Origin of the sequence: Corallococcus aberystwythensis (assembly GCF_003612165.1) — a bacterium.
Lineage (GTDB): Bacteria > Myxococcota > Myxococcia > Myxococcales > Myxococcaceae > Corallococcus > Corallococcus aberystwythensis.
This window is the reverse complement of sequence record NZ_RAWK01000155.1, coordinates 1-23,993: the sequence shown is the minus strand read 5'-3', so window position 1 is coordinate 23,993 and position 23,993 is coordinate 1. Positions and strand designations below refer to the sequence as shown.

The 23,993-nt window shown below is 71.2% G+C and carries 16 protein-coding genes; 7 read left to right on the top strand and 9 right to left on the bottom strand.

All coding sequences use genetic code 11. The features are described 5' to 3' along the window. The 6 genes from D7W81_RS24485 to D7W81_RS24460 form a co-directional block, all read right to left on the bottom strand. Positions 1-2,536 (bottom strand): serine/threonine-protein kinase (locus tag D7W81_RS24485; protein ID WP_147445600.1); only part of this gene is annotated, 2,536 nt, incomplete at its 3' end. Positions 2,537-2,540: 4 nt separating this feature from the next. After that, complete coding sequence (locus D7W81_RS24480; protein ID WP_244227394.1) at positions 2,541-3,347, bottom strand: hypothetical protein; 807 nt, start codon at positions 3,345-3,347, stop codon at positions 2,541-2,543. 47 nt (positions 3,348-3,394) lie between these two features. Further along, complete coding sequence (locus D7W81_RS24475; RefSeq protein WP_120557804.1) at positions 3,395-5,995, bottom strand: TonB-dependent receptor plug domain-containing protein; 2,601 nt, start codon at positions 5,993-5,995, stop codon at positions 3,395-3,397. Between the two features lie 235 nt (positions 5,996-6,230). Continuing rightward, positions 6,231-7,157 carry a PhnD/SsuA/transferrin family substrate-binding protein gene (locus D7W81_RS24470; protein WP_120557803.1) on the bottom strand — a complete coding sequence of 309 codons (927 nt, stop codon included), beginning with the start codon at positions 7,155-7,157 and terminating at the stop codon, positions 6,231-6,233. After that, positions 7,154-9,667 (bottom strand): tetratricopeptide repeat protein, encoded by a 2,514-nt coding sequence (locus tag D7W81_RS24465; protein ID WP_120557808.1) that lies wholly within the window; start codon positions 9,665-9,667, stop codon positions 7,154-7,156. Before D7W81_RS24465 ends, D7W81_RS24470 begins: the two co-directional genes overlap by 4 nt. An 8-nt stretch (positions 9,668-9,675) precedes the next feature. Beyond that, positions 9,676-11,487, bottom strand: coding sequence for a PP2C family protein-serine/threonine phosphatase (locus D7W81_RS24460; RefSeq protein ID WP_120557802.1), 1,812 nt, complete (start codon positions 11,485-11,487; stop codon positions 9,676-9,678). A gap of 346 nt (positions 11,488-11,833) precedes the next feature. On the opposite strand from D7W81_RS24460, the gene D7W81_RS24455 reads away from it, so the two are divergent. The 3 genes from D7W81_RS24455 (at position 11,834) to D7W81_RS24445 (ending at position 14,482) form a co-directional block, all read left to right on the top strand. Then, positions 11,834-12,841, top strand: a complete 1,008-nt coding sequence (locus D7W81_RS24455; RefSeq protein WP_120557801.1) for a thiamine pyrophosphate-dependent dehydrogenase E1 component subunit alpha — start codon at positions 11,834-11,836, stop codon at positions 12,839-12,841. 2 nt (positions 12,842-12,843) lie between these two features. Next, positions 12,844-13,899, top strand: coding sequence for an alpha-ketoacid dehydrogenase subunit beta (locus tag D7W81_RS24450; protein WP_120557800.1), 1,056 nt, complete (start codon positions 12,844-12,846; stop codon positions 13,897-13,899). A 115-nt stretch (positions 13,900-14,014) separates the two neighbouring features. Continuing rightward, positions 14,015-14,482 carry a GNAT family N-acetyltransferase gene (locus tag D7W81_RS24445; RefSeq protein WP_167508092.1) on the top strand — a complete coding sequence of 156 codons (468 nt, stop codon included), beginning with the start codon at positions 14,015-14,017 and terminating at the stop codon, positions 14,480-14,482. 61 nt (positions 14,483-14,543) lie between these two features. On the opposite strand, the gene D7W81_RS24440 is transcribed toward D7W81_RS24445, so the two are convergent. Beyond that, entirely contained in the window at positions 14,544-14,900 is a 357-nt protein-coding gene (locus D7W81_RS24440; RefSeq protein WP_120557807.1) for a TIGR02266 family protein, read from the bottom strand. Positions 14,901-15,030: 130 nt separating this feature from the next. On the opposite strand from D7W81_RS24440, the gene D7W81_RS24435 reads away from it, so the two are divergent. From D7W81_RS24435 to D7W81_RS24425, 3 genes are all read left to right on the top strand, one after another. Beyond that, positions 15,031-15,921, top strand: coding sequence for a hypothetical protein (locus D7W81_RS24435; protein WP_244227393.1), 891 nt, complete (start codon positions 15,031-15,033; stop codon positions 15,919-15,921). Positions 15,922-16,138: 217 nt separating this feature from the next. Next, on the top strand, positions 16,139-17,410 hold the full coding sequence (locus D7W81_RS24430) for an SGNH/GDSL hydrolase family protein (RefSeq protein ID WP_120557806.1): 1,272 nt from the start codon (positions 16,139-16,141) through the stop codon (positions 17,408-17,410). Between the two features lie 101 nt (positions 17,411-17,511). Next, positions 17,512-17,868 (top strand): DUF2845 domain-containing protein, encoded by a 357-nt coding sequence (locus tag D7W81_RS24425; protein ID WP_120557797.1) that lies wholly within the window; start codon positions 17,512-17,514, stop codon positions 17,866-17,868. A gap of 2 nt (positions 17,869-17,870) precedes the next feature. Here D7W81_RS24425 and D7W81_RS24420 read toward each other — a convergent pair whose 3' ends face one another. Together D7W81_RS24420 and D7W81_RS24415 are read right to left on the bottom strand one after the other, a co-directional pair. Further along, entirely contained in the window at positions 17,871-18,572 is a 702-nt protein-coding gene (locus tag D7W81_RS24420; RefSeq protein WP_120557796.1) for a hypothetical protein, read from the bottom strand. Positions 18,573-18,582: 10 nt separating this feature from the next. After that, a complete protein-coding gene (locus D7W81_RS24415; protein WP_120557795.1) occupies positions 18,583-21,252 on the bottom strand; it encodes a phosphoenolpyruvate carboxylase in 2,670 nt (889 codons plus the stop codon). A gap of 205 nt (positions 21,253-21,457) precedes the next feature. Here D7W81_RS24415 and D7W81_RS24410 point away from each other — a divergent pair, with 205 nt between their 5' ends. Continuing rightward, positions 21,458-23,809 (top strand): immune inhibitor A domain-containing protein, encoded by a 2,352-nt coding sequence (locus D7W81_RS24410; protein ID WP_120557794.1) that lies wholly within the window; start codon positions 21,458-21,460, stop codon positions 23,807-23,809. The last annotated feature ends 184 nt before the right edge of the window (positions 23,810-23,993 follow it).

Below are 23,993 nucleotides of genomic sequence, written 5' to 3'. Positions count from 1 at the left end.
GGGCCGCGGTCAGGGGCGCCACGGAGGGCACCGCCACCGACGGACGCGCGGGCGCCGGAGGCGGAGGCCCCACGCGCGTGGGTACGTTGGCGGAAGCCGCCGGGCGCACCGCGGTGGGTGCCGGCAGCGGCGACACGGGCGGAGGCGCGGCCGGGCGCGACGGACGGGGCGCGGCCACGGGCGGGGCCGCCGGAGGCATCGCCACGGGCGGAGCCATCGGGGGACGCGACGGATCCGTGACGGAGACGACCTCGGTGCCACGCTCGGCGGCCTCCGGCGAGGAGGCCACGGGGGGCGGCTCCATCCGGGGCATGCTGCCGGAACCGCCGCGCACGGGCGGCCGGGACAGGTCCGACGGGGCCCGCATGTCGCTGCCGGAGCCCGTGCCCGGGGCACGCGGGTGCGAGCCCGTCCCCGGCATCAGCGACCGGGGGTTGGAGCCCGTGCCCGAGCCGGCGATGGATGACGGCGCGTACTCGGAGAGCCGGTCGCCCAGCGCCTCCTTGAAGAACTGCGCCACCGACGCGGGCGACGAGGACAGCCGGTGGTGCGCGATGACGGCTTCAATCTCCTCGCGCATCGCCGCCGCGGAGGGCGTGCGGCGCGCGGGGTCCTTCACCAGCGCGCGCAGGATGAGGTCCGACACGTCCTGCGGGATGTGGGGCTTCAGCTGCGAGGGCACCGGCGCGGGCTCGCGCACGATGGCCGCGAGCGTGGCCGCGTCGTGGTCGCGGCGGAACGGCAGCTGGCCGGTGAGCAGTTCGAAGAGCACCACGCCCAGCGCGAACACGTCGTTGCGCCAGTCCAGCGGGCGGCCGCTGGCGGCCTCCGGGGAGAGGTACGAAATCTTCCCCTTGATGACGCCCGCCTGCGTCTGCTCCTCGCCCTGCACCTTGGCGATGCCGAAGTCCGACAGCTTGATGGCGCCGTCCAGCGACACCAGCACGTTGTGGGGGCTCACGTCGCGGTGCACCACCGGGTGCGCCGTGCCGGACGGGTCCACGTAGGCGTGCGCGTAGTGCAGGCCCGCGGCCACCTCCGCCACGATGCGCAGCGCGTGCTCCAGGGGCAGCGCCATGCCCTTGCGGCGCAGCTCCGTGAGCAGGCGCTTCAGGTCCGGGCCGCGCACGTACTCCATCAGGATGTACGCCACGCCGTCCGTCACGCCCACGTCGAAGGTCTGGACGATGTTCGGGTGCGTGAGGCGCGCGTTGGCGCGGGCCTCCGCGAAGAGCATGTCGACGAACTCGGGGTTCTCGGCGAACTGCGCGAGAATCTTCTTCATCACGACGAACTTCTCGAAGCCCTTCACGCCCTGCTGCTTGGCGAGGAAGACCTCCGCCATGCCGCCCTGCCCCAGCCGGCGGATGATCTGCAGCCGCGCGCTGCCGCCGTGCACGTCCGTGGGCGACGTGCCCCGCGCGCCGGGGTCCGCGTTGGTGGAGCCGAAGAGGTACTGGCTGAGCGCGCGCTGCTCCAGCGCCTCGATGTCGTCCAGCGGCTTGTCCGTGAGCGGCGTGCGCGCGAGCAACCCCTGGAACTGCGCGAGCGCTGGAGCCCGGGCGCTGCCACCGCACACGGGGCACACGCGGTCCAGGGTGCCCTTGGCGCGCAGGACCTCCAGGTACTCGGTGGTCTGGATGCGCTGGTGGGTGACCTGGCCGCAGTTGCGGCAGTCACACGGCAGCCACAGCGTGGCCAGCTTCGCCGGTAGCGCCTTGGTGGACTTCGCCAGCACGCTCAACAAGGGCGGCGGCACGCGGCAGAGCACCACCTGGGCGCCCTGCGACGCCACCTCCAGCACCTGTTCGATGCGCGGCAGCGCTTCCGGCTCCACCGTGCTCACGTGGCAGCAGTCGAACGCGACGCGCCCCTCCAGGCCGGACGCCAGCCGGCGCACGTTGAGGTCGCCCTTGAGCGTGCTGGCCAGGGTGATGAAGGTGATGTCGTCCTGGACGATCTTCAGGTGCGAGGAGAGTTCCGACGGCTCGGACGGGAGGCCCGCGCGCAGGTAGCGCAGCACGGCCGGGTCCACCGCGTTGAACTGCTGGCGGCGCGCGAAGTCGAAGAACTCCGTGGGCTCGTCCGCGAACTCCAGCGGCTGGGAGCACACCGGACAGTGGTGCGGCGGCGCACCGCCCGCCTCCACGACCTTGCTCTCCTCCACCAGGCGGACCAGCCGCAGCCGGTCCTCCTTGCAGAAGCGGCACGTGTACGGCGCCAGCAGCGAGAGCACGCGCGCGACGCCCGCGAAGCCCTCCACCATGTTGAGCTGATCCACCACCACCGGCGGTGCGTTGACGACGTACAGCCCCGACACGCCCTGTGGCGGATGGCCGGCGAACTCAATCCACCGGCGCACGCCGAAGGAGCTGATGCGCTCCACCAGGCCCAGGTCCACCACCACCAGGCCCTGGAGGCCCTTGGACGCTGGCGAGAGCGGGAAGGTTTCGTCGATCACCCCGGCCACGCGCACGTGGGTCAGACTGCCCACGCGCAGGGAGGTGATGCTGGCATTGGAAGTTTGGCTCTCCACCCGCCTACCCTCGTTCCAGACAGAACAGCAGCGACTTGGGCTGCGCGGCCCGGCGGCGCGCGTCCCCCAGGTCCACCGCGCAGGCGAACTGGGTCCGCTTCCCCGGAGTCACCCGCACCGCGACCGCGTCGCTGTGCTCCAGGATGCGCCGCAGACCCAGGCCCGCGCCACCTCCCGAAGCATCCACCTGCGCCTTCTCACCCCACGCCTTGACCACCCGCACCAGCGGTGACACGGACAAGCGGCCGAAGCGATCCGTCGCCTCCAGCCACGCCCGGCCGTCCGCCACCGCCCAGGACAGCAGGCAGCGATCCTCCTCCGCCACCGACTGCACCTGTCCGCGCCGGTGGGCGTACTTCGGCTCGCCGCCCGCGTCCACCGGTGCGTCGAGCAGCGCGTTCACACCAATCTCATGGATGACATCCGCCACCCGGCTGGCCGCGGATCGGGAGCCGCCGGCCTTGAGGACGGTGTCCGCCACGCGCTCGCCCAGGGCCGTCACCTCCGCCACGCTGCCCAGCCACGCCACGGACGTGGCGGCTTCCTTGGGGATCATGGGCTCACCGCGCAGCAGCACGCTCAAGAGGCGCGCTTCCCAGGCGGACGGCTGGCCGCCCTCGCCGCGCGTGGCCAGCAGCAGCACCGGGGGATTGCGCTCCAGGAGCGCCGCGTGGGCGGGGGTGAACCGCCCGTCGAACAGCACCAGGTGCGGCGCCGCGTCGTCACCGCGCCCCAGCAACAGGCCGTCCCGGGCCAGCACCCCGGAGGCCTTCTCCAGCGCCTCCGGCGTGAGCGTCGATTCCGGTGTCAACTTCAGGGGGGCATCCTTCACGGCGGCGACGGTATCCAAACCAGGCCCTAATAATGGAGCCGGACTTCGGTGAAGACACCCAGCGGCGGGGCGGGGAAGCCGTGGGACTCCTCGTACTTCGCGTTGAAGAGGTTGGTGCCCAGCAGGGACACGGCCACCCGCTCGTGGACGTTGAAGCCCACACGCGCGGTCGCGGTGATGTAGCTGGGCAGCTTCACGCGGGTGGTGGTGCCGGCGTTCTCATCCACCACGAAGCCCGGGTCGAAGCGCGGGCCCACGAACAGGCCGTAGAGCTCCACGAAGGCGAACTTGCCGATGTTGGTGCGGCCGCGCAGGTACACGCGGTGGGTGGGCGCGTAGTCCAGCGGGTAGCTGGCCCCGCCGCCCACGGGCAGCGCCTGCGCGTCCAGGAACTGGTAGGCCACGTCGAAGGACGAGTTGAGGGACGGCACCTGCGCCGCCGCTTCCGCCTCGAAGCCCGCCACGCGCGCGTCACCCAGGTTCTTGAACTGGGACGTGGAGCCGAAGAGGAGCTCCTGATTGATGAAGTTGCGGGCGCGGTTGTAGAAGCCCGTGCCCGTCAGGCGAACCCTGCGGTCCATGGGCCAGAAGTCCACCGCCGCCTCCACCGTGTCCAGCGTCTCCGCGCGCAGGCCCGGGTTGCCCAGGAGCGTCGCGGCGTACATCTGCTGGTTGATGGCCAGCTCCGCCAGCGTGGGCGCGCGGAAGGCGCGGCCGTAGTTGGTGCGCAGCGTGAGCAGCTCCGGGATGGCGTGGAACACGACGCTGGCGCGCGGGGACACCTGATCCGTCTTCGCCTCCCAGACCTTGGAGGGGATCTGGTAGCTGTCGTAGCGGGCGCCACCGCCCACCACCAGCCGCTCCGTGATGCGGTACTCCGCGTCAAAGAAGCCGCCCAGGATGGTCTGCTTCGTGTCGTCCAGGGTCAGGCCGGGGAGCACGTTCTGGTTGTTCACCTGGTCGGCCTTCACGTCGCCGCCCACGGTGACGGACAGCTTGTCCAGGGAGAACAGCGCGCGCGCCTCGCCGCCGATGCGGCTGCGCTTGCCCAGCGTGTCCTCCAGCGCGCCGGTGATTTCGTTCTCAAGCGTCACGTTGCGGCGCTTGAAGAACGTGTAGGCCTGGGCGAACACGCGCACGTTGTCCGTCACCTGCTGATCCAGCTGCAGGGCGGCGTTGAGGTTCTGGACGTGCTCGTTGTCCTGCGCGGTGTAGTGGCAGCGGCCGCAGTTGCCCACGGTGGAGATGTTCTGCCCGCCGGGCCGGCCGATGTTGCCGTCGGTAAAGTCCGCGTCCAGCGCGAGCGGCCCCACGCGGACCTTGCCGTTCACCTGGTGCACCAGCGAGTCCTCGTTGGTGTCCTTCTGGTTGAGCTGCTGGTTGCTGAAGAGCTCCGGGCCGTCCGAGCCGAAGCCGTAGTAGCCGAGCAGCGCCTCCACGGGACCGCCGCGGCCGGCGACGTTGGTCTGCAGGCGCCACGTCTTGTCCTGGCCCGCGAGGATGCGCGCGTCGGCGCCCACGTTCTGGCCCTTGGCGATGAGGTCCGCGGGCTGGCGCTCGATGATGTTGATGACGCCGCTGAAGGCGTTGGAGCCGTAGAGCGACGAGCCCGGGCCGCGGATGACCTCCACCTGCTTGAGGTTGGTCATCGGCGTCGTCTCATCCGCGTAGAACTGGCCCGTCCAGGGGTCGGTCAGCGGACGGCCGTCCTTGAGGAGCAGCAGGCGGTTGGACAGGTAGTTGGAGCCCAGGCCGCGCGCGCTCACCGCCGCCTTGCGCATGGAACCGCGGCGGCACTCCATGCCGGGGAAGTACTGGATGGCCTCGCAGAGCGAGAACTGGCCGGTGCCCTCCAGCTCCTCCGCCGGGATCCACGACACCGTGAGGGGCACGTCGGAGATGCGCTGGCTGCGCTTGGACGCCGTCGTCACGACGGCCTCGCTCAGCGCCAGGTTGATGTTCTTCTCCAGGTCGTCGGCGCCGCCCAGGTCCGGGCCGTCCAGGCCGGAGAGGCTGGAGGGCGGGGGCAGCGCGCGGTCCGGGGTGGGCTCCGTGAAGGGCGCGCGGTCCGGGACGTTGTCGGCCGGGCGCTGCTGCGACGACGGCAGCACCGCGCTCGAGCCCAGGGCGGGCGCGGGCGGAGGGTTGGACGGGATGTCGGAGGTCAGCGGCCCGTCATACGGCGACGGGGTGGGCGTCCCGGGCGAGGCCACGGGCAGCGGATCCGCCACGGACGGACCCGGGCCAGGGCCGGCCATGGGGGCCGGAAGCGCGGGCGGCGGCTCGGTGGCGAGCGCCGGCTCCTGCGGGGCGGACGTGTCTCCCGGAGTGAAGTCAGGCTCCACGGGCGGAGGCGGCGTCTTCGCGCCCCGGCGCGTCTTCGCCGTGCGCGGAGGCTTCGCCCCGGGGGTAGCAGCCTTCGCTCCCGGCGTGGTGGCCGCGCGCTTGCGGGTGGCCTTCGTCCGCGTCTTGGCGGCGGGCTCCTGGGCCTCCTGGGCCCGGGCCGTCTCCACCGTGAACAGGGACAGTGCGCAGACCACCAGGGTGAGGCACGCACGCGCGCCCAGCCGACCTGCGAACCCCTTCACCGCGTTGGTGCGCGGCCCACCGTACTCAGTCGAGTCCATCGTTCTCAATTCCACGAGGGGAAGCAGGGACGTCCGCGGTTCTTGCGCCAGGATCCAGAGCCGGTGCGACTGGCAATCGTCCACAGGGGGGAGTTTCCACCCCTGAACGGTGGCGTTCCGCTCGACTTCTCAAATTACCGCAATAACTCGCCTAAGGCCAAGTCATGGCTGCCGATCCAGTGAAACACGCACACGGCGGCGGGGGCCGCCGTGCGTGGATCAGCCCACGGCGCAATCAGTCATCCGGCTGTTCGGCGGAGACGGCCAGGTCGTCCGCGAACGGCGGCAGCGCGGGACCCAGCGACTCGGATTGGACGAGCACCGGCGTCTCCACCCGCAGGTCGGGTGCGTCCGCGAGCACGGGCTGCCGGCGCGGAGGGCCCTGGGTGACGAGCTTGCGGAAGTCCTCGAACTCGCGGCCCTGGATGCGGGCGAAGGCGTCGAACGGGGCCACCGCACCCACGGAGGACAGGGACTGGGACAACGCGTCCGCCCCGCCCTTCAGGTCCACCAGCACCGCGCCGGGAACCCGGGCGCTCTTGAAGAGCACCCGCATGTCCTTGGGCGCGTACGCCACCGGCACGAGCGCGGCCTCCGCCCCCCTGGCCTCCAGCATCTTCACCGCCGACTCCACGTTGGGCACCGGCACCAGCTTGAAGTGCTTCTGGGCGTCCAGGTCGCCGCCCAGCACGACGTGGGAGACGAACTTCGGATCCGCGGGGCCCGCGCCCTTGACCAGCGCCATGCGCTTGCCGGCGAGGTCCTTCACGGTGCCCTTCTGGGTGGAGATGATGGCCCAGCGCTGCTGCGTCTCACCGGCGCGCGGCGCGTACGCCACGGGCTGCGCCTTGGCGCCCAGCTGCACCGCGGCCCAGCCGTCCACCACGGCGAAGTCGATCTGCCCCTCCCCCACCGCCTTGGAGAAGTCCTCGTAGCGGCCGAAGCTCTTGGCGGAGACGGGGCGGCCCAGGCTGGACTCCAGCTTCTGGGCCAGGGCCTCCGCGTACTGGAAGCGCTCCTGGCCGTCCGACAGCGTGGTGGCGAGGAACACGCCCAGCGTGGCCTTCTTCGGCGCGGCGGACGCGGGACGGGCCATGACAACGGCGAACAGCGCGGCGGCGAGCAGGAGGCTCCCCCGCGCGACAAGGAATGGCGTCTTCACGGCGTCTCCTCGGCGATCCCGGTGGCCGGCGTGACGCCCTGTGCGTCACCCAGTCCGTAGAGGCCCTGCAAGCGGTCCTTCCATTCACGCACCTGGGCGGCGCGGGGGCCCGCGCCCGAAGCCAGGTAGCGGCGCCAGGCCTCCACGGCCTCGGCGGGCTCATGCCGGCGCTCCTGCGCGTCGATGCCCAGGTTGAGCGAGGCGACGGCGATGGAGGGCTCCAGGCGCTTCCACGTCGTGAGCGCGGAGGCGGTTTCACCCTGGCGCCAGTCCACGCACGCCAGGTTGTGCTGCACCAGCGCGTCGTCCGGTGACGCGGCGAGCGCGGCCTTCAGCGCCTTCTCCGCCGCCTTCATGTTGCCGGAGGCGTACGCGAGCGCCGCTTCACGGCGGAGCAGCGCGCCGGTGAGGTGGCCCATCCACCGGGGCTGCCCGGGCATGGGCTTCTTCTGCGCGGCGGTGAGCAGCTTGCGCGCGGGCGCGACCTTGCCCTGGCGGTAGAGCACGTACGCATCCGCGAGCGTGCGCGTGTTGGGCCACGCCCAATCCGGCGCCGGGGTGAGCGAGCGCTTGAGGCCCGCGGAGGCCTCCGCGAACCTGCCCTCCTCCGCGCGCGTGAGCGCCCGGGCGAAGGCGGCCAGCTTCGCCAGGTCCGAGCGCTTGCCGGTGCCCAGGCGGTCCACCGCGTCCAGGTCCCGGTTCGCCGCGGCCGCGTCTCCGGCCTCCAGCTTCGCCAGGGCCCGGCGCACCAGCACGCGCGGCAGGTTGGCCTCCGCCACCCTGGAGGCCGTCTTGGAGGGCCCCGCGTCCGTCAGCCGCTGCACGGCGGCGTCCACCTGGCCCAGCTCCACCTCCGCGAGCGCGGCGCCCGCGGACGCCTCCGCGCGCTGATCCGGCTCCTGCGTGGACTCGCTGGACTGGGTGAAGGCGGCGAGCGCGGCCTGCGCGTCGCCACTGCCCAGCCGCGCGTAGCCCAGCAGCAGGTGTTCGCGCCAGGTCGCGCCCGGCAGCGTCACCGCGCCCTCCATCACCTTGCGGCCTTCCGCGTACTGGCGGCTGTCCAGGAGCGCCGCGCCCAGGCGGCGGGCCATGGGCACGGAGCGGTCCAGGTCATACGCGCGGCGCAGGTCGCGCACGGCGTCGTCCAGGCGCTGCGTGCCGGCGCGGTCGCGGGCGCGGTGGGCCAGCGCCCGGGCCAGCCACTGCTTGGCGCCGGGGTGGCCGGGTTCGACCTGGAGCGCGCTGCCGTAGTCCTCGATGGCCTGGTCCCACTGGCCGGTGGCGAAGTGATCCGCGCCCAGCAACATGTGCCCCAGCGCCTGGCGCGGGGCCATCTCCACCACGCGCCGGTGCACCTCCACCGCGCGCTGGTAGCGCCCGGCGCGGCGGTTGACGGAGCCCAGCGTCGCCCACAGCTCCAGGCTGCCGCCGCCCGACTTCACCGCGGACTCCAGGAACTGGATGGCCTCTTCGTGGCGCGCCTGCGCCTGGAGCGCCTTGCCCACGGCGATCTGCCCCATCAGCAGGCCCGGCTGCAGCTCCAGCACCTTGCGGAACTCCACTTCCGCCTGCGCGGGCTGCTTCTGCGCGAGCCGCACGTCACCCAGGAGCAGGTGCGCGGCGGGCGTGGCGCCCAGCTTCATCAGGGCGGTGGCCTGGATGTCCGCGCGCGGCACGTCACCCGCGGACAGGTACAGCCGCGCGAGGCGCTCCTTCGGCTCCGCCACCTGCGGGAACTTCGTCACCAGCCGCTCCAGGAGCGCGCGGGACTCCGGCACGTGCCCTTCCATCTCCAGCACGGCGGCCAGGCCAATCTGCGCGGTCGCGGATTCGGCCCTGCCCGCCTGCGCCTTCTCGAACGAGGCGCGCGCGGAGACCGCGTCCCGGCGGAGGAGGTGCGCCTTCCCCACGAGCTCGTGGATCTGGAAGTCGTTGCCCGCGAGCTTCTCCGGGCGCAGCGCCAGGTAGCGCTGCAGCCGCGTCACGGCCCGGTTCCCGTCCTGGACGTAGAGGTAGTAGCTGGCCAGGTAGTAGTGGACGATGAGGTGGTCGGGCTGATTCGCCGCGGCCACCTGCTCCAGCACCGGCACGGCGTCCTGGAAGCGGCGCAGCTTGAAGTACGCCGTGCCCAGCGGGTACGCGAGCGACAGGTCCTGGGGGTTCTGCGCGAACACGGGCTGAACGCGCGCCGCCGTGCGCTGGAAATCCTGGAGCGCGTTGGCGGCGCTGCCCAGGCCCGCGGCAGCGAACACGGACTGCGGCTCCTGCGTGAGCGCCTGGTCGAAGAGCTGGAGCGCCTTCTTGAACTTCTCCTCGGCCTCCTTCTTGTCGCCCTTGGCGAGGGCGGCGTTGGCGGACACGAGCGCCTGGTCGCCCTGCTCCGCCATGCGCTGCGCCTCGGTGGCGGGCGGCGGGCGGAACTGGGCGAGCGCCGTCGGAGGACCGGCCAGGGTGGCCAGCAGGACGAGCGCGGTGGAGACGCGGCGCGGGGGACGGATGAATGGGCGCATGCGGTTCGTCACGGAGAGGGGGCGGGGCTGAATTCAGCGACGATGACGGTGATGTCGTCGCGCTGGGGCTGACCGGCGCTGTACGCGCGCACGTCCGCGAGGAGCGCGTCGCGAAGGGCGTCGGCGGGGAGGTGGGCGTGGGTCTGGAGCGCGGCGGCCAGGCGCTGCGTGCCATAGAGCCGGTTGGCTCCGTCGCGCGCCTCGGTGAGGCCGTCCGTGTACCAGACGATGATGTCACCCGGGCTCAGCTGCGCCTGGCGTGACGTGAACTGCGAGGCGACGTTCGCGCCCAGGAGCGGACCGCGCGCCGGCAGGGACGCCATCTGCCGCGTGTTGCGGTTGTAGATGGCCGCCGCCGGGTGGGCGCCCGCCGCGTAGTCGATGCTGCCGCTGTACACGTCGATGACCGCCAGCGCGCTGGACATCTGGTGCTCGCCGCGGCCCACGTTGGCCAGCGTCACGTTGAGCGCGGTGATGAGCATCTGCGCGTGCACCTGCGACGGCTCGCGCAGCGTCATCGCGGAGGCGAAGCCGCTGGTGGCGCTGGTGGCGACCAGCGACGTGGACAGGCCGTGGCCCGTCACGTCCCCGATGCCGATGACCACGCGCCGGTCATCCAGCGCGGCGCGGAACCACCAGTCGCCGCCGCACGCGTCCGCGGGCACCACCAGTCCGGCCAGGCGCAGCGGCCCCACCGTCACGGCCTCGCGGCCCGGCAAGAGCGTCTCCTGCACCGTGCGCGCGAGCGACACCTCGCGCTCCAGCTGCGCCTTGGCGCGCACGTCTTCCAGCAGGACCTTGATGCGCTCCGCCATGTGGTTGAACACCACGCCCAGCGTCGTCACCTCGCGGCCCGCGCCCGGCGCCGTGCCCGCGCGAGCGCCCAGGTCACCGGCGGCCAGCTGCATCACGCGGTGGGTGAGCACGCCCAGCGGCTTGGTGATGCGGCGGCTCTGGAAGGCGGCCAGCACGCCGGCCAACACCACGAAGCCCACGCCCAATCCCACGATGCGCAGCGTGTTGGCGCGCACCGCGGCGCGGTTGGTCTCCTCCAGCTCGTGCAGCTGCTTCTGCAGGTCCTCCAGCGAGTAGCTGATGACGACCACGCCCTTGCCGCCCTGCGAGCCGTAGTCGAGCGGTTCCTGGAACTCGAAGACGGGCTGGCCGTTGAAGAAGGCGCTGGCCCAGCGGCGCTCCGCGGTGCGGCCGCCGGAGGACTCCCCCAGCTTGGCGGCCGGGTCGCTGTCCGCGACGAGCTGCCCGTCCGCGTCGAACATCTGCACGCGCAGGATGTTGCGGTTGTCCGCGATGATGGAGCGCGCGACCTCCGTGAGGAACGCGTAGTTGTTGTCACGCAGGCTGGTGGCGGAGGTGAGCGCCAGCGTGTGGCTCACCGTCTGACCCAGTTCGCGCGCCTGCGACTGGAGCCGCTGGGTGAAGCGGTCCGACGCAGCGGTGAGCTGCGCCTCCGTCGTCTTCGCCGACAGCGCGGCCAGCAGGCCCACGATGATGATGACCAGCGCGCCCGTGGTGAGCAGCAGCAGCTGATCCAACCGCAGCCCGCGGATGGCCGCCACGTTGGGCAGCTCTCCCGCCTCCAGGGGCGCGATGACCGTGCTCGTGGGCTCCGTGGCCGGCAGCCCCAGGGCCCCGGTCATCCGGGTGGCCGTGTTCTCCCCGCGCAGGGCGGTGAGCTCCCGGGAGTGCGTTCCCGTGTACTCCGGTGGAGGGGGCGGGGTCCCGTGCGCCGGGTCGGAGGACGCGTCATCCGCGTCTGGGGAATCAGGGGCAGGGTCGAGGCGCGTGTTCGTACGGGACAAAGGCACACCTGGGAGCGCCCGCGCGGGGAACGCGGGTCGGGGGCGGCGCGGACTCTATCTCACTTCCTGATTGACGCGAGGAGTCCACCTGTCGGGATTCCCGAGGGGAGCGCCCCTTCCTTGGGCCCCCCAGCGGCCGTGCGAGCAGCCCGCACCAGGAGCCGCTGTTCGCTCCCGGGAAGCAGCCCATCACGCGTCATGAATGAGTTGCGCTCATTGCCGCGTCGCGCCACCCGGGGGCCGGAACGGTGACGGCGAACACCTGTGACATCAGGGTCCTTGAGTCGGGAGGCCGCGTTCGGAGTATAGGGGCGTCCCTTTCTTTCCCCTTCGAGGTCCTCCGCCCGTGTCACGGCCCCGGTTGATCAAAGAAAACTCCGCGCCGCTCTCCCTGCCCCGAGAGCAGCTCATCCGCATCCATGACCTGATGGTGAAGGCGCGCGTCCTGGAGGAGCGCCTGATCCAGATGTACAAGCAGGGCCACGGCTACTTCTGGATCGGCGGCCCCGGTGAGGAGGCGTTCAACGTCCCCCTGGGCATGCTGATGAAGGTCGGCGAGGGCCCGGCCTACGACTACCTGCACGCGCACTACCGCCAGTCCGCGACGCTGCTGGCCATGGGCGAGGAGCCCATCGGGGCGCTGCGGCAGATGAAGAACACGGCCACGGACCCCTACTCCGGCGGCCGCAACTTCGCGGGCCACTTCAGCCGGCGCTCGAAGAACATCGCCCCGGTCACCTCCCCCATCGAGGTGCAGTACGCCATCGCGCCGGGCACGGCCATGGCCCAGAAGCGCCACGGCGGCGACGGCATCACCATCGTCACCGGTGGCGACGCGGGCACGGCCGAGGGCGACTTCGCCAGCTGCCTCATCTGGAGCAGCCGGCCGGCGAACCCGCTGCCCATCCTGATCATCGTCACCAACAACAAGTGGGGCATCTCCACCACGTCGGACGGCCAGCACGGCGAGACGAACATCAGCGACCGCGCGCGCGCCTTCAACATCCAGGCGAAGACCATCAACGGCAATGATCCGGTGGAGTCCTACCAGGAGATCCAGGCCGCGATGGAGTACGTGCGCAAGGAGCGCAAGCCCTTCTTCATCGAGGCGCGCGTGTCGCGCCTGTACGGGCACTCCTCCGCGTCCGGCGCCAACTTCGTGAACGAGGAGCAGGACTGCCTGCGCCTGTTCGAGGCGCGGCTGGAGCAGGAAGGCGTCCTCAGCCGCGAGCAGATGGACGAGGCGCGCAACCGCTACTCCGAGGAGCTGGCCGCCGCCGCGCGCACCGTGCGTGACGAGCCGCAGCCCTCTGGCGACTCCATCTGGGAACACATCTACGCGGAGAAGAAATAACCATGGCGAACATGGCACAGGCCATCCGCATGGCCCTGCACTACGCGGAAGAAAACCTGGGCGTCACCGACATCTTCGGCGAGGACGTGGGCGCCCCCCTGGGCGGCGTCTTCACCTGCACGCAGGGGCTGAAGACGGCGTGGAACAGCCCCCTGGACGAGCGCGGCATCATCGGCGCGGCCATGGGCCTGGCGATGGCGGGCAACCGCCCCGTCGCGGAGATCCAGTTCTGCGACTACATCTACAACACCATCGACCTGCTCAAGCTCGTGGGCAACACGCACTGGTCCACGAACGGTGACTGGGCCGTGCCCATGGTGGTGCGCACGCCCGTGGGCAGCGGCATCCGCGGGTCGCTGTACCACTCGCATTCCTTCGACGCGACGATGACGCACATCCCCGGCTGGAAGGTGGTCATGCCCTCCACGCCGCTGGACGCGTACGGCCTGCTCATCTCCGCCTGCCAGGACCCCAACCCCGTCATGTTCCTGGAGCCCAAGGCGCTCCTGCGCGTGAAGGGCGAGGAGCGCATCCCCGGCGAGCCCGAGGACGACCGCGCGCTGTCGAAGATGATCGACGCGCCGCTGGGTGACCGCACGCAGTGGAAGCCCCAGTGGCCCACGCTGGAGGCGTTCGCGGTCCCCATTGGCAAGGGCAAGCTCGTGCGCGAGGGCACCCAGGCCACCGTCGTCAGCTACGGCCGCACCATGCCCCTGTGCACCAAGGCCGCCGTGCAGCTGGCGGAGGAAGGACTGAGCGTGGAGGTCATCGACCTGCGCTCGCTCTGGCCGTATGACTGGGAGATGATCAAGGCCTCCGTCCAGAAGACGGGCCGCGTGCTCTTCGTCAACGAGGACACGGAGGTCACGAACTTCGGCGAGCACCTGGTCCGGCGCACCGTGGAGGAGCTGTTCTACTCGCTGCTCGCGCCGCCCCGGCTGGTCGCCGGCAAGTTCATCCCCGGCATCGGCCTGGCGGACGCGCTGGAGCTGGCGTCCGTGCCCCAGCAGAACGACATCACCACCGCCCTCCGCTCCCTCTGCCGCGAGCAGCCGTAAGGCCGCCCGCATTCCACCGGGCACGGAAAGTCACACGGGCCGCCGTTCCTCTTTGGAGGCCGGCGGCCCAGTCGTTAGAATCGCAACTTCCGTGTCCCAGCCCATCGTACGCACCATGACCCCCGCCCCAGACGCCAACGCCTTCCGCATCCGCCGCGCGCGTCGCGGTGACGCCGAGGTCATGGCCCAGCTGCTGCGCGAGCTGGGCTATCCCCAGGGTACCGATCAGCAGACGGTGCACTGGGTCATCAGCCATCCCGAGATTGAAATCTTCGTCGCGGGCGACCCACAGGACCGCGCGGTGGGCATGGTGTCCTTCTCCCACCGGCCGCAGCTGCGGCTGCGCGGGCGCGTGGCCACCGTGGACGAGCTCGTCGTGTCCGAGGGCTGGCGCCGCCGGGGCGTGGGCCGCGCGCTGCTCGCGCAGGTGGCCCAGCGCGGCAAGGTGCTGAGCGTGAAGCAGCTGCAGCTCATTGCCCCCATCAACGTCACCGAGGAGACGCGCGCTTTCTACCGGGCGTGCGGGTACGTGGAGGGGGACTCCGGGGTGTTCCGCCACGCGGAGTACGAGGCCCAGCGGTAGCGGAAAGCAGTGCCGCGTGGGCCCGGCGTCCTGACCGGGCCCCTTCGCGGGTGAGACGCCTTCAGCGCTTGAAGCTCGCGATGACGCGGCGCAGGCGCTCGTGGTCCTCTTCGCTCACGTCGATGAAGCGCACGCCGATGGCCTCCGCCTCGTCGCGCACCCAGGCGACGATGCCGGTGAGGTGGAACTCCTCGCCGTCCACCATCATGGCCAGCCGCACCTGCGAGCCCACGTCGTAGGACTTGCGCGTGCGCAGGCACAGCCCACCGGCGGACAGGTTCAGCGAGTAGGCCCGCAGCGCGCGCGCCGCGTCCTCCGCCTGCTCGAAACGCACCTCGAACCGCGCCGCCACGCGCTCCTCGGCGCGGCGGTTCATGTACGGGTCTGGCTCCACCGGTCCATCCAACTTCGTGTTCATGCGCAGCACCCTGACCCCCTCGGTTCTCGGACCGGAAGTGTCGGCTGGTTTCCAGGCCCGGTTCAAGGGCCCCCGGACGACGGAACACGTCGTGTAAGTCCCAGGCTACTTCGACGCCAGGAGTTTCCGGATGAGCGCACGTCTCGTGTTGTTGGGTGGAGCCCTGATGCTGGGGCTGTGGGTGGCGGGTTGCGATGACGGAGAAACTGTCCGCCCGTCAACGGATGCGGGCACTACCCTGGATTCCGGGACGGACGCCGGAGACTCCGGGACTGTCGATGCGGGTGACGGCGGTGGCGGCGGCAGCTCCGACTTCGCCTGCAACGTGGCGAAGCAGGAGGGCTGCGCGGCGGGCCAGGGCTGTCTGTACACGGACCTTCCGGATGGAGGCACGGGCAGCCAGTGCTTCGCGGGCGCGTGCGACGTGGTCCGCCAGGACTGTCCGGCCGGCCAGCGGTGCACCTACGTGGGGCTGGATGGCGGGTCCACGCAGCGCCAGTGCGTCGCGGCGGGCACCGCCACCGAAGGCGCGCCCTGCACGCTGGCCGAGTCGCCTCCGGGACAGACGTACGACACGTGCGCGGCGGGCCTCTACTGCAAGGACGAGTCGCAGAACGACGGCGGCACGGGGTTCTTCTGCCGCAAGCTGTGCCATGCGTCCTCCAGCTGCGGCTCCGGCGAGTGCAACACCGTGCTGCGCCTGGCCGGCACGCGCGAGCTGCCGCTGGTGTGCGGCCCCGCGTCCGCGTCGTGCGACGCCTTCGCGCAGGACTGCGCGAGCCCGCTGGGCTGCTACCCGGCCGCCAACGGTCCGGTGTGCGCGGGACAGGGCTCGCTCGGCGAGGGCGCCACGTGCGAGTTCAGCAACCAGTGTTCACGGGGAAGCACCTGCGTGATGACCGGCAGCAGCGGGGCGTGCAGGACGCTGTGCCGCACGCCCGCGGGCTCGCCGGGGTGCGCGAACGGCGCGGCCTGCCGGGCCATCACCAACAACGGCGACGTGGGCGCCTGCGTCCCCTAAGGCAACGGTTTACCCACGCGAAGGAAGCGTCCCACCCGGGGTGGCGAGTGCGCGGGTCCTCCAGGGGCCCGTCCCGCCACCGCGTGGGGGGCGGCATGCGCCGTCCGTGCCTGCGCGCGGGGATGTTCAGGGCCCTGGGGATTGGCGCGAGCCATGAATCCCCGGGTCGCCACCAAGGCACATCGTGCACATTGTCTTGCGCCGGGAGGTCGTGGGCATGGGTCTGAGGAACGCGCTGCGCTGGGGATGTTTCGGGGCCCTGGGGCTGCTGGCGGGGTGTGGGGGCATGGACGACGGCGGCGCGCCGGACGAGGCCTTCGGGCCGGGCCAGCTGGGCGCGGAGGTCACCGCGCCCGCGGACGCCGTGGAGGCGGCCCCCGCGCTGACGCTGCATGACGGGCGCCGGGTGCAGGCCACGCCGCCCGTGGCGCCTCCGGCCACCCGGTTCCAGCCCGGCTTCCACCAGGCCCTGCGCATCAACGGGTATGCGGGCAGCATCACCACCTACCGCATGAAGGTGCCGGTGGGGCGCGCGGGCAGCCGCGTGCGCATCACCTTCCGCTCCGGCGACGGCAGCATGACGCTGCAGCGGGCCACGGTGGCGAAGGCTGGCGCCAACGGCGCGCTCGCGTCCGCGCCGGTGACGCTCTCCTTCGGCGGCAAGGCGGGCTTCACCGCGAACGCGCGCACGCTGGTGACGTCGGACCCCGTGGCGTTCCCCGTGGCGTTCCGGGACGAGCTGGCCATCTCCTTCGAGGTGAAGGGGTCGCTGGGCATGAGCAAGATCAACGCCTTCCCGGACAGCTGGTCCGTCAGCGGCAGCGCCGCGACGACGCAGGGCGCGCTGGGCGGGCAGCGTTTCGAGCAGGCGGTGGGCGTGGCCACGGTGGACGTGGAGGGCCCGGCGGGCCGGGCCTTCGTCGCCATCGGGGACAGCATCACGGAGGGCTACACGGACACGTGGAACGACACGCGCAACGCGTGGCCGGGCCTCGTGGAGAAGCAGCTCGGCGTGCCGGTGGTGAACTCGGGCGCGTCCGGGCAGGGCTTCTGGGACGCGAACCTCCAGCTGCCACAGGAGGTGCTCTCCCTGGAGGGCGTCACCGACTGCATCGTCCTCCTGGGCGTCAACGACCTGGCCGCGGAGGGCATGACGGTGCCGAAGCTGCAGCAGCGGATGACGCAGCTGCTGGATCAGCTCCAGCCCAGGTGCCGGCTGTGGGTGAGCACGCTGCTGCCCAAGGAGAAGATGGGCGAGGGCGGCGGCGACGTCGAGCTGATGAAGGCCCAGCGCCACGAATTCAACGCGTGGATCCGCGGGCTGACCCGCGCGGACATCATCGACCTGGAGGCCGTGACGCGGCAGCCGGGCAACGTGGACCTCTTCATCGACGGGCTGGAGGTGGATGGCATCCACCCGTCTGAAGAAGGTCACCGGGTCATGGCGGCCGAGGTGGCGCGGGTCCTCAAGGCGAAGGGCGGCCTGTAGCGCCTGCCCGGATGGAAAGCACACGAGGGGTTTGAATAGTTTCGGGGCCGCCGCGTCAAGGCGGCATTCCCCGTCTTTCTCCCCTCCCGGAGCTCTCCTCCATGCGCACCCTGCCCTTCGCCCTTGTCGTCGCCTGCCTCGCCCTGCCCTCGCTCGTCCACGCGTCCGCGCTGCGCTGTGACAACAAGCTGGTGTCGGAAGGGGCGTCCAAGGCGGACGCGCTGGCCAAGTGCGGCGAGCCCGTGACGAAGGAGACCAGGACGGAGTACGTGACCAACAAGAGCAAGGTGAGCACGGGCCGCACCCGCGAGGACCGCGAGGAGGCCTCCACGGAGGTCACCACCTCCACGACCGTGGAGGAGTGGACCTACAACTTCGGGCCCCACCGGCTCATGCAGGTGGCCACCTTCCGCGACGGCCGGCTGGTGGACGTGCGCAGCGGCTCCTACGGCTACTGACCTTAGAGCAGGCCGTGCTTCTGCAACAGCGCGGCCAGCGCGGGGGGCGCGAGCATCCAGTCCTCGCGCGTGGGCACCCAGCGCACGGGGGCTCCGGCGGCGGCGAGCCGCGCGTTCACCTCCGCGATCATCGGGGCGAAGGTGGGCTGGGGCACGTCCCAGCTCCCCACTCCGGCCTGGACCTCCACCGCACCGGGCTCCACGCGCACCGCGGGCTGGCCCTGCACCGGCTGGAGGGCGAGGCCCGGCAGGTACGGCTGCATGGCCGCGGACAGCCGCTCCAGCAACGTCGGGTCCTCGAAGGGGTGGGCGCCCTCCAGGTCGAAGAAGGTGGGCAGCTGCGCCTGGAGCTCGTCGCGCAGCGGGTCTTCCTTGCTGTCACGCCAGGCGTGCTCGGCCAGGACGCGAGCCTCGTGGGGGATGCGGATCTCCCAGCGCTCCAGGAGCGCGAGCAGCTCCGCCACGCGCTCCACCTCCTCCCAGGGCGGCTCCACGCGCGTGAGCCAGGCCACCTCCGACACCGTCTGCCCCCGGCGAAGCCCCTGCACCCGGTCCCCCTTGCGCAGCTGGAAGGGCGGCGCCCGGGTGAACTCCGGATCCGGATAGAGGGCGGTATGGAGCCACCCCGTGCCCTCTTCCGGGCGCACGCGCGCGAAGCCGTGCTTGGGGTTGATCTCCTCCACGACGAAGGTCTCCTGGGCCATGGTCTCTTCTCTAACCGGTGTTCCGCATGCCCGCAGCGATGCCGTTGAGCGCCAGCAGGAGCGGCCTGTCGCACTCCGCGTCCCCGTCCCGCTTGCGCTTGAGCAGCTCCACCTGGAGGAAGGACATCGGGTCCACGTAGGGGTTTCTGAGCGCGATGCTCCGCTGTAGCTGCGGGTTGTTGTCCAGCAGCTTCGCCTCGCCGGTGAGCGTCTTCACCGCGCGGCGCGTGCGCGAGTGCTCCTGCTGGATGCGCAGCCACAGGGGCCGCGTGGACGCGGGGGCGAGCTTCGCGTACCGGGCCGCGATGGCCATGTCCGTCTTGGCCAGCACCATGGTCACGTTGTCGATGACCGCGTGGAAGAAGGGCCACTCCTTGTACATGCGCTGCAGGAGCGCCGCGCCCTCGGGCGTCGCCGCGTACGCCTCCAGCGCGCTGCCCACGCCGTACCAGGCCGGGAGGATGGCGCGCGTCTGCGTCCACGCGAAGCTCCACGGGATGGCGCGAAGCGTGTCCAGTCCGCCCGCCTTGCGCTTGCTGGGGCGTGAGCCGATGGGCAGCGCGGCGATCTCCTCCACCGGCGTGCCCGTCATGAAGAACTCCACGAAGCGCGGGTCCTCCCAGACGAGCGCGCGGTAGGCCTTGCGCCCGGCCTCCGCCAGCTCATCGAAGGTGGCGCGGAACGTGGACTCGTCCTCCGGGGACGGGCGCGGCTGCGCGTCGAGCGTGTGCAGGAGCACGCCGCCCACCACCAGCTCCAGCGTGCGCTGCGTGAGCTCCGGGCGCGCGTACTTGTGGTCCATGGCCTCGCCCTGTTCGGTGGCCTTGTAGGCCCCGGCCACCGTGCCCGGCGGCAGCGCGAGGATGGCCGTCTGGGCGGGGCCGCCGCCGCGCGCCACCGTCTCTCCCCGGCCGTGGAACAGCCGCAGGGGCACGTCGTGCTCATCCGCCACGTGGGTGAGCGCCACCTGCGCGCGGTACAGCGCGGCGCTCGCGGCGAGCAGGCCCACCTCCTTGCCGGAGTCGCTGTAGCCCACCATCACCTCCTGCACGCCCCGGCCCTTCAGGTGCTGGCGGTACTCCGGGTGCGCGAAGAGCTGGCGCAGCACGTCCGGCCCGCCGTCCAGCGCGCCCAGCTGCTCGAAGAGGGGCGCCACGTCCACGGTGGCGCACTGGAGCTTCGCGTCCCAGAGCCCCGCGTGCTTCAGGCACTTGAAGGCCGCCAGCACGTCGTCCGCGGTGGAGGCCATGGAGAGGATGAGCGTGCGGCAGACGGACTCGCCGCCCTCGTCCTGGCCCTCGCGCAGCTTCGCCAGCACTTCGATGAGCCGCTTGCCGCCCTCGGTGGGGGCCGGTCCGCCGTCAAAGGACGCCGCCGCGCTCACCGCGTCCTCCGCGGGCGCGCGCACCTCCAGCTCGCCCAGGCCCAGCCCCAGCGCCCGGACGCGCTCGGACATGCGGCGCACCTCGCGCAGGCCCGCGTGCTCCGCGCGCGCCGCGAAGAGCGACCGCTCCAGCACCGCCAGGTCGTCGCCCAGCGCCTCCGGTGAACGGTAGGCCCCGGGCGGCAGCGTGGACTCGCGCCCCTGCCGCCGCGCCAGCACGTGCTCCAGCGCCAGCGACAGCCGCTCCTCCATGAAGCGCAGCTTGCGGCGCCACGGCTCGCCCAGCGTGCGCGGGCCCTGCTGCTTCGCCACGTCCGGCAGCGCCTTCGCGTCCTCCTCCAGCGAGCGCTCCAGCTCCTGGGTGGGGCGCGCGTGCCGCTCCGACTGCGACAGCATCCCGCCCAGCCGCTCCACGTCGCGCAAGAGCAGCCGCAGGCCCCGGGCGCGGTGCGCGCGCAGCGTGTCCGCGAACACCTCCGGCGTCACCAGCGGGTTGCCGTCCATGTCGCCGCCCACCCACGAGTGCACCCGCACGGGCGTGTCCAGCACCCCCAGGGGCTCGCCGTAGGCGCGCTCGAAGGCCCAGTCCAGCGCCTCCGGCAACCGGGACACCGGCTCCGACAGCATCTCCTCCACGTACCAGTGGACGTTCTTCACCTCGTCGCCCACGGTGGGGCGCTCGCGGCGCAGCTCATCCGTCTGCCAGAGCGCGGTGATCTCCTCGCGCATGGCCGTGAGGTTCGCGGCGGATTCGCGCGGCGTGAGCGCGCACCGGTCGCGCTCCTCCAGGAGCTGCGCCAGCCGGTAGAGCTTCTCCAGCAGCGTGCGGCGGACCGCCTGGGTCGGGTGCGCGGTGAAGGTCAGCGTCACCTTCAGCGTCCCCAGCGTTTCACGCACCTTGTCCGCGCTGACGCCCGCGGCCTTCAGCGTCATGAGCGTCGCCTCCAGCGACCCCTTCTGGGGCCGGGCGGCGGTGGGGCTCGCGTGGGCCCGGGCGCGGCGGATGCGGTGGTGCTGCTCCGCCAGGTTCACCAGCTGGAAGTAGACGGAGAAGGCACGCAGCACCGGCTCCACCTGCTCCGAGGGCAGCCGCCGCAGCACCGCCGCCAGCTCCGCCGCCGCGGCGCGTCGTCCGGCCACCGGCCCCCGCCGGCGCTGGATGGCCAGGTGGCGGACCTCCTCCTCCTTGTCGAACAGGGCCTGGCCCTCCTGTTCCACCAACACTTCACCCAAGAGCCGGCCCAGGAGCCGGACATCCCGCCGCAGCGGGGGATCGACGGGACGTGAACGCGCCATAACGGACCGGCAACGTAGTCCTTCACCCACCCCCCTCCCCTCCCCAATCTTGAATTTTCGATCGCCAGCGAACGAATGACTCTCTCCGTCCTTGCAAGAAAAATTTAATCTCCCGGTCTTCCCAATAGGGCATGGCTTCCATTAGAAAGTGGGCTCTCCCGGACACCGCCGGGATGTCTGACCTGACCCCGTTGAAGGAGTGGCAATGCGGAAGAACCCGTCTTGGCTGGCCCTGGGCCTGCTCTCGCTCGCGGCCCCGGCTGCGTACGCGGAGCGCGCCTGGTACGAAAAGCCGCAACCCGACATCGCCGCGCCGTCCGCGTCGCTGCGCAAGTCCGTCGTTCAGGACATCACGGATGACCTGCCCCACCGTCTGGGAGAGCAGCAGAAGGAGCTGAAGGCGCAGGCGCTTCAGCAGCGGCTGGAAGGCCGTGGTCAGCCCGGCCGGGTGCAGAAGCTGGCGAACGGCAAGTTCGTGGAGCTGGAGCTTCAGCGCACGGACCGCATCTTCGTCATCCTGGTGGAGTACGGCACGCAGATCCACCCGGTGTTCGGCAACCCCGCCACCAACCCGGGCGGCAACATCCCCGGCCCGCTGCACAACGCGATTCCGGAGCCGGACCGGTCGGTGGACAACACCACCATCTGGCAGCCGAACTACGACCGCGCGCACTTCGAGAAGCTCTACTTCGACACGACGCCCGGCGCGGACTCGGTGGCGAACTTCTACAAGGCCGCTTCCTCCGGCCGCTACACCGTGTCGGGCACGGTGTCCGAGTGGGTGAAGGTGCCCTACAACGCCGCCCGCTACGGCAACAACCTGTGCGGCAGCTCCAGCTGCTCCAACTCCGTGTGGCCGCTCATCAGCGACGCCATCAAGGCGTGGACGAACAGCCAGCTGGCCGCCGGCAAGACGCCCGCGGAGATCAAGGCGTACCTGGACACGTTCGACACGTGGGACCGGTATGACTACGACGGCGACGGCAACTTCGACGAGCCGGACGGCTACATCGACCACTTCCAGATCGTCCACGCCGGCATGGGCGAGGAAGTCGGCGGCGGCGAGCAGGGCCCCAACGCCGTGTGGAGCCACCGCTGGTTCGCCTACAGCACGGGCGGCAGCGCGGACGGCATCGGCCCCGCGTACAACCAGAACGGCGGCACGCGCTTCGGCACGGGCGTGGACAAGTGGGTGGGCGACTACACCATCCAGCCGGAGAACGGCGGACTGGGCGTGTTCGCGCACGAGTACGGCCACGACCTGGGCCTGCCGGATCACTACGACACAACGAACGCGGCGGACAACGGGACGGGCTTCTGGACCATCATGTCGTCCGGCTCGTACCTGAACGACGGCACCAAGGACATCGGCAGCCGCCCGGGTGACTTCTTCGCGTGGGACAAGCTGCAGCTGGGCTGGCTGGACTACGCCACCACGACCGCGGGCCTGTACTCGTACCACAACCTGGGCCCCGCGGAGTTCACGTCCGCGAACGCGAAGCAGGCGCTGGTGGTGAAGCTGCCCGGCAAGCCTGTCGTGCAGCCCACGACGGCGCCGTTCGAGGGCCAGGGCATGTGGCAGGGCGGCCAGGGCAACAACCTGGACCGCGTGCTGGAGAAGACGGTGAAGCTGCCGAACAAGAAGCCCATCACCTTCTCCTTCCAGACCTGGTTCGACATCGAGGAGGACTGGGACTACGCCTACGTCGCGCTCTCCGTGGAGGGCGGTCCGTTCGTCAACCTGGCGAGCCCCGTGAGCCGCACCACGAACCCGTGGGGCAACAACCTGGGCAACGGCATCACCGGCACGTCCAACGGCTGGATGCCGCTGGAGTTCGACCTGTCCGCCCACGCGGGCAAGACCGTCACGCTGAAGATCCGCTACAAGACGGACGCGGCGGAGTTCAACAAGGGCTTCCTGGTGGACTTCGTGCAGCTGTGGGCGAAGAACACCTACGTCTTCGGTGACGACGGCGAGTGGGGCCACAAGTGGTGGGACAAGTCGACGTTCTTCGTCACGGACGGCACCAACACCCTCTACGACAACTACTACCTGGCCGAGTGGCGTCAGTTCCGCGGCTACGACGAGGGTCTGGCCACGGGTCCCTACAACTACGGCTTCAGCTCGGAAGGCCTCGTCGACTGGGCGGAGCGCTACTCGTACAACCCCGGCCTGCTCGTCACGTACTGGGACACCTCCCAGTCGAACAACAACGTGTCCCAGCACCCGGGTGAGGGCCGCATCCTGCCCATCGACTCGCGCCCGCAGCCCCTGCAGCGCAGCGACGGCCGCTACTGGTCCGGCCGCGTGCAGACGCACGACGCGACGTTCGGTCTGGACCCCAGCTTCCCGCTGTCGCTCAAGCCCAACGGCTTCCCGCGCAACGAGTACCCCTCGCAGCCCGCGGTGCCGGTGTTCAACGACACGAACACCTTCTGGTACGCCACGCAGCCGTACGGCGGCGTGAAGGTCCCGAAGACGGGCACCATCATCGAGGTGCTGACGACGAACGCGGACCAGACCGTGATGGAAGTCCAGGTTCGCCCGGTCGAGTAGGCACCTGACGTTTCACGCTGAGCCGTGAAGGAAGGCCGGTCCCGCATCACGCGGGGCCGGCCTTTCGCTTTGCGGGTTGAAGGAATCCGGACACCTGTCACCCGGCCGGGGATGACGGACGCGCCCAGGGCGCTACGGTGCCCGCCATGGCCGAGTGCCCCGTGGGAGGTCCCTCCTCCCCTTC

Excerpts from the sequence above, each read along its gene's own strand:
- D7W81_RS24475 (WP_120557804.1), bottom strand. The coding sequence starts at position 5,995 with ATGGACTCGACTGAGTACGGTGGGCCGCGCACCAACGCGGTGAAGGGG.
- D7W81_RS24435 (WP_244227393.1), top strand. The coding sequence starts at position 15,031 with ATGAGCGCACGTCTCGTGTTGTTGGGTGGAGCCCTGATGCTGGGGCTG.
- D7W81_RS24420 (WP_120557796.1), bottom strand. The coding sequence starts at position 18,572 with ATGGCCCAGGAGACCTTCGTCGTGGAGGAGATCAACCCCAAGCACGGC.
- D7W81_RS24430 (WP_120557806.1), top strand. The coding sequence starts at position 16,139 with ATGGGTCTGAGGAACGCGCTGCGCTGGGGATGTTTCGGGGCCCTGGGG.
- D7W81_RS24415 (WP_120557795.1), bottom strand. The coding sequence starts at position 21,252 with ATGGCGCGTTCACGTCCCGTCGATCCCCCGCTGCGGCGGGATGTCCGG.
- D7W81_RS24445 (WP_167508092.1), top strand. The coding sequence starts at position 14,015 with ATGACCCCCGCCCCAGACGCCAACGCCTTCCGCATCCGCCGCGCGCGT.
- D7W81_RS24440 (WP_120557807.1), bottom strand. The coding sequence starts at position 14,900 with ATGAACACGAAGTTGGATGGACCGGTGGAGCCAGACCCGTACATGAAC.
- D7W81_RS24410 (WP_120557794.1), top strand. The coding sequence starts at position 21,458 with ATGCGGAAGAACCCGTCTTGGCTGGCCCTGGGCCTGCTCTCGCTCGCG.
- D7W81_RS24425 (WP_120557797.1), top strand. The coding sequence starts at position 17,512 with ATGCGCACCCTGCCCTTCGCCCTTGTCGTCGCCTGCCTCGCCCTGCCC.
- D7W81_RS24450 (WP_120557800.1), top strand. The coding sequence starts at position 12,844 with ATGGCGAACATGGCACAGGCCATCCGCATGGCCCTGCACTACGCGGAA.
- D7W81_RS24465 (WP_120557808.1), bottom strand. The coding sequence starts at position 9,667 with ATGCGCCCATTCATCCGTCCCCCGCGCCGCGTCTCCACCGCGCTCGTC.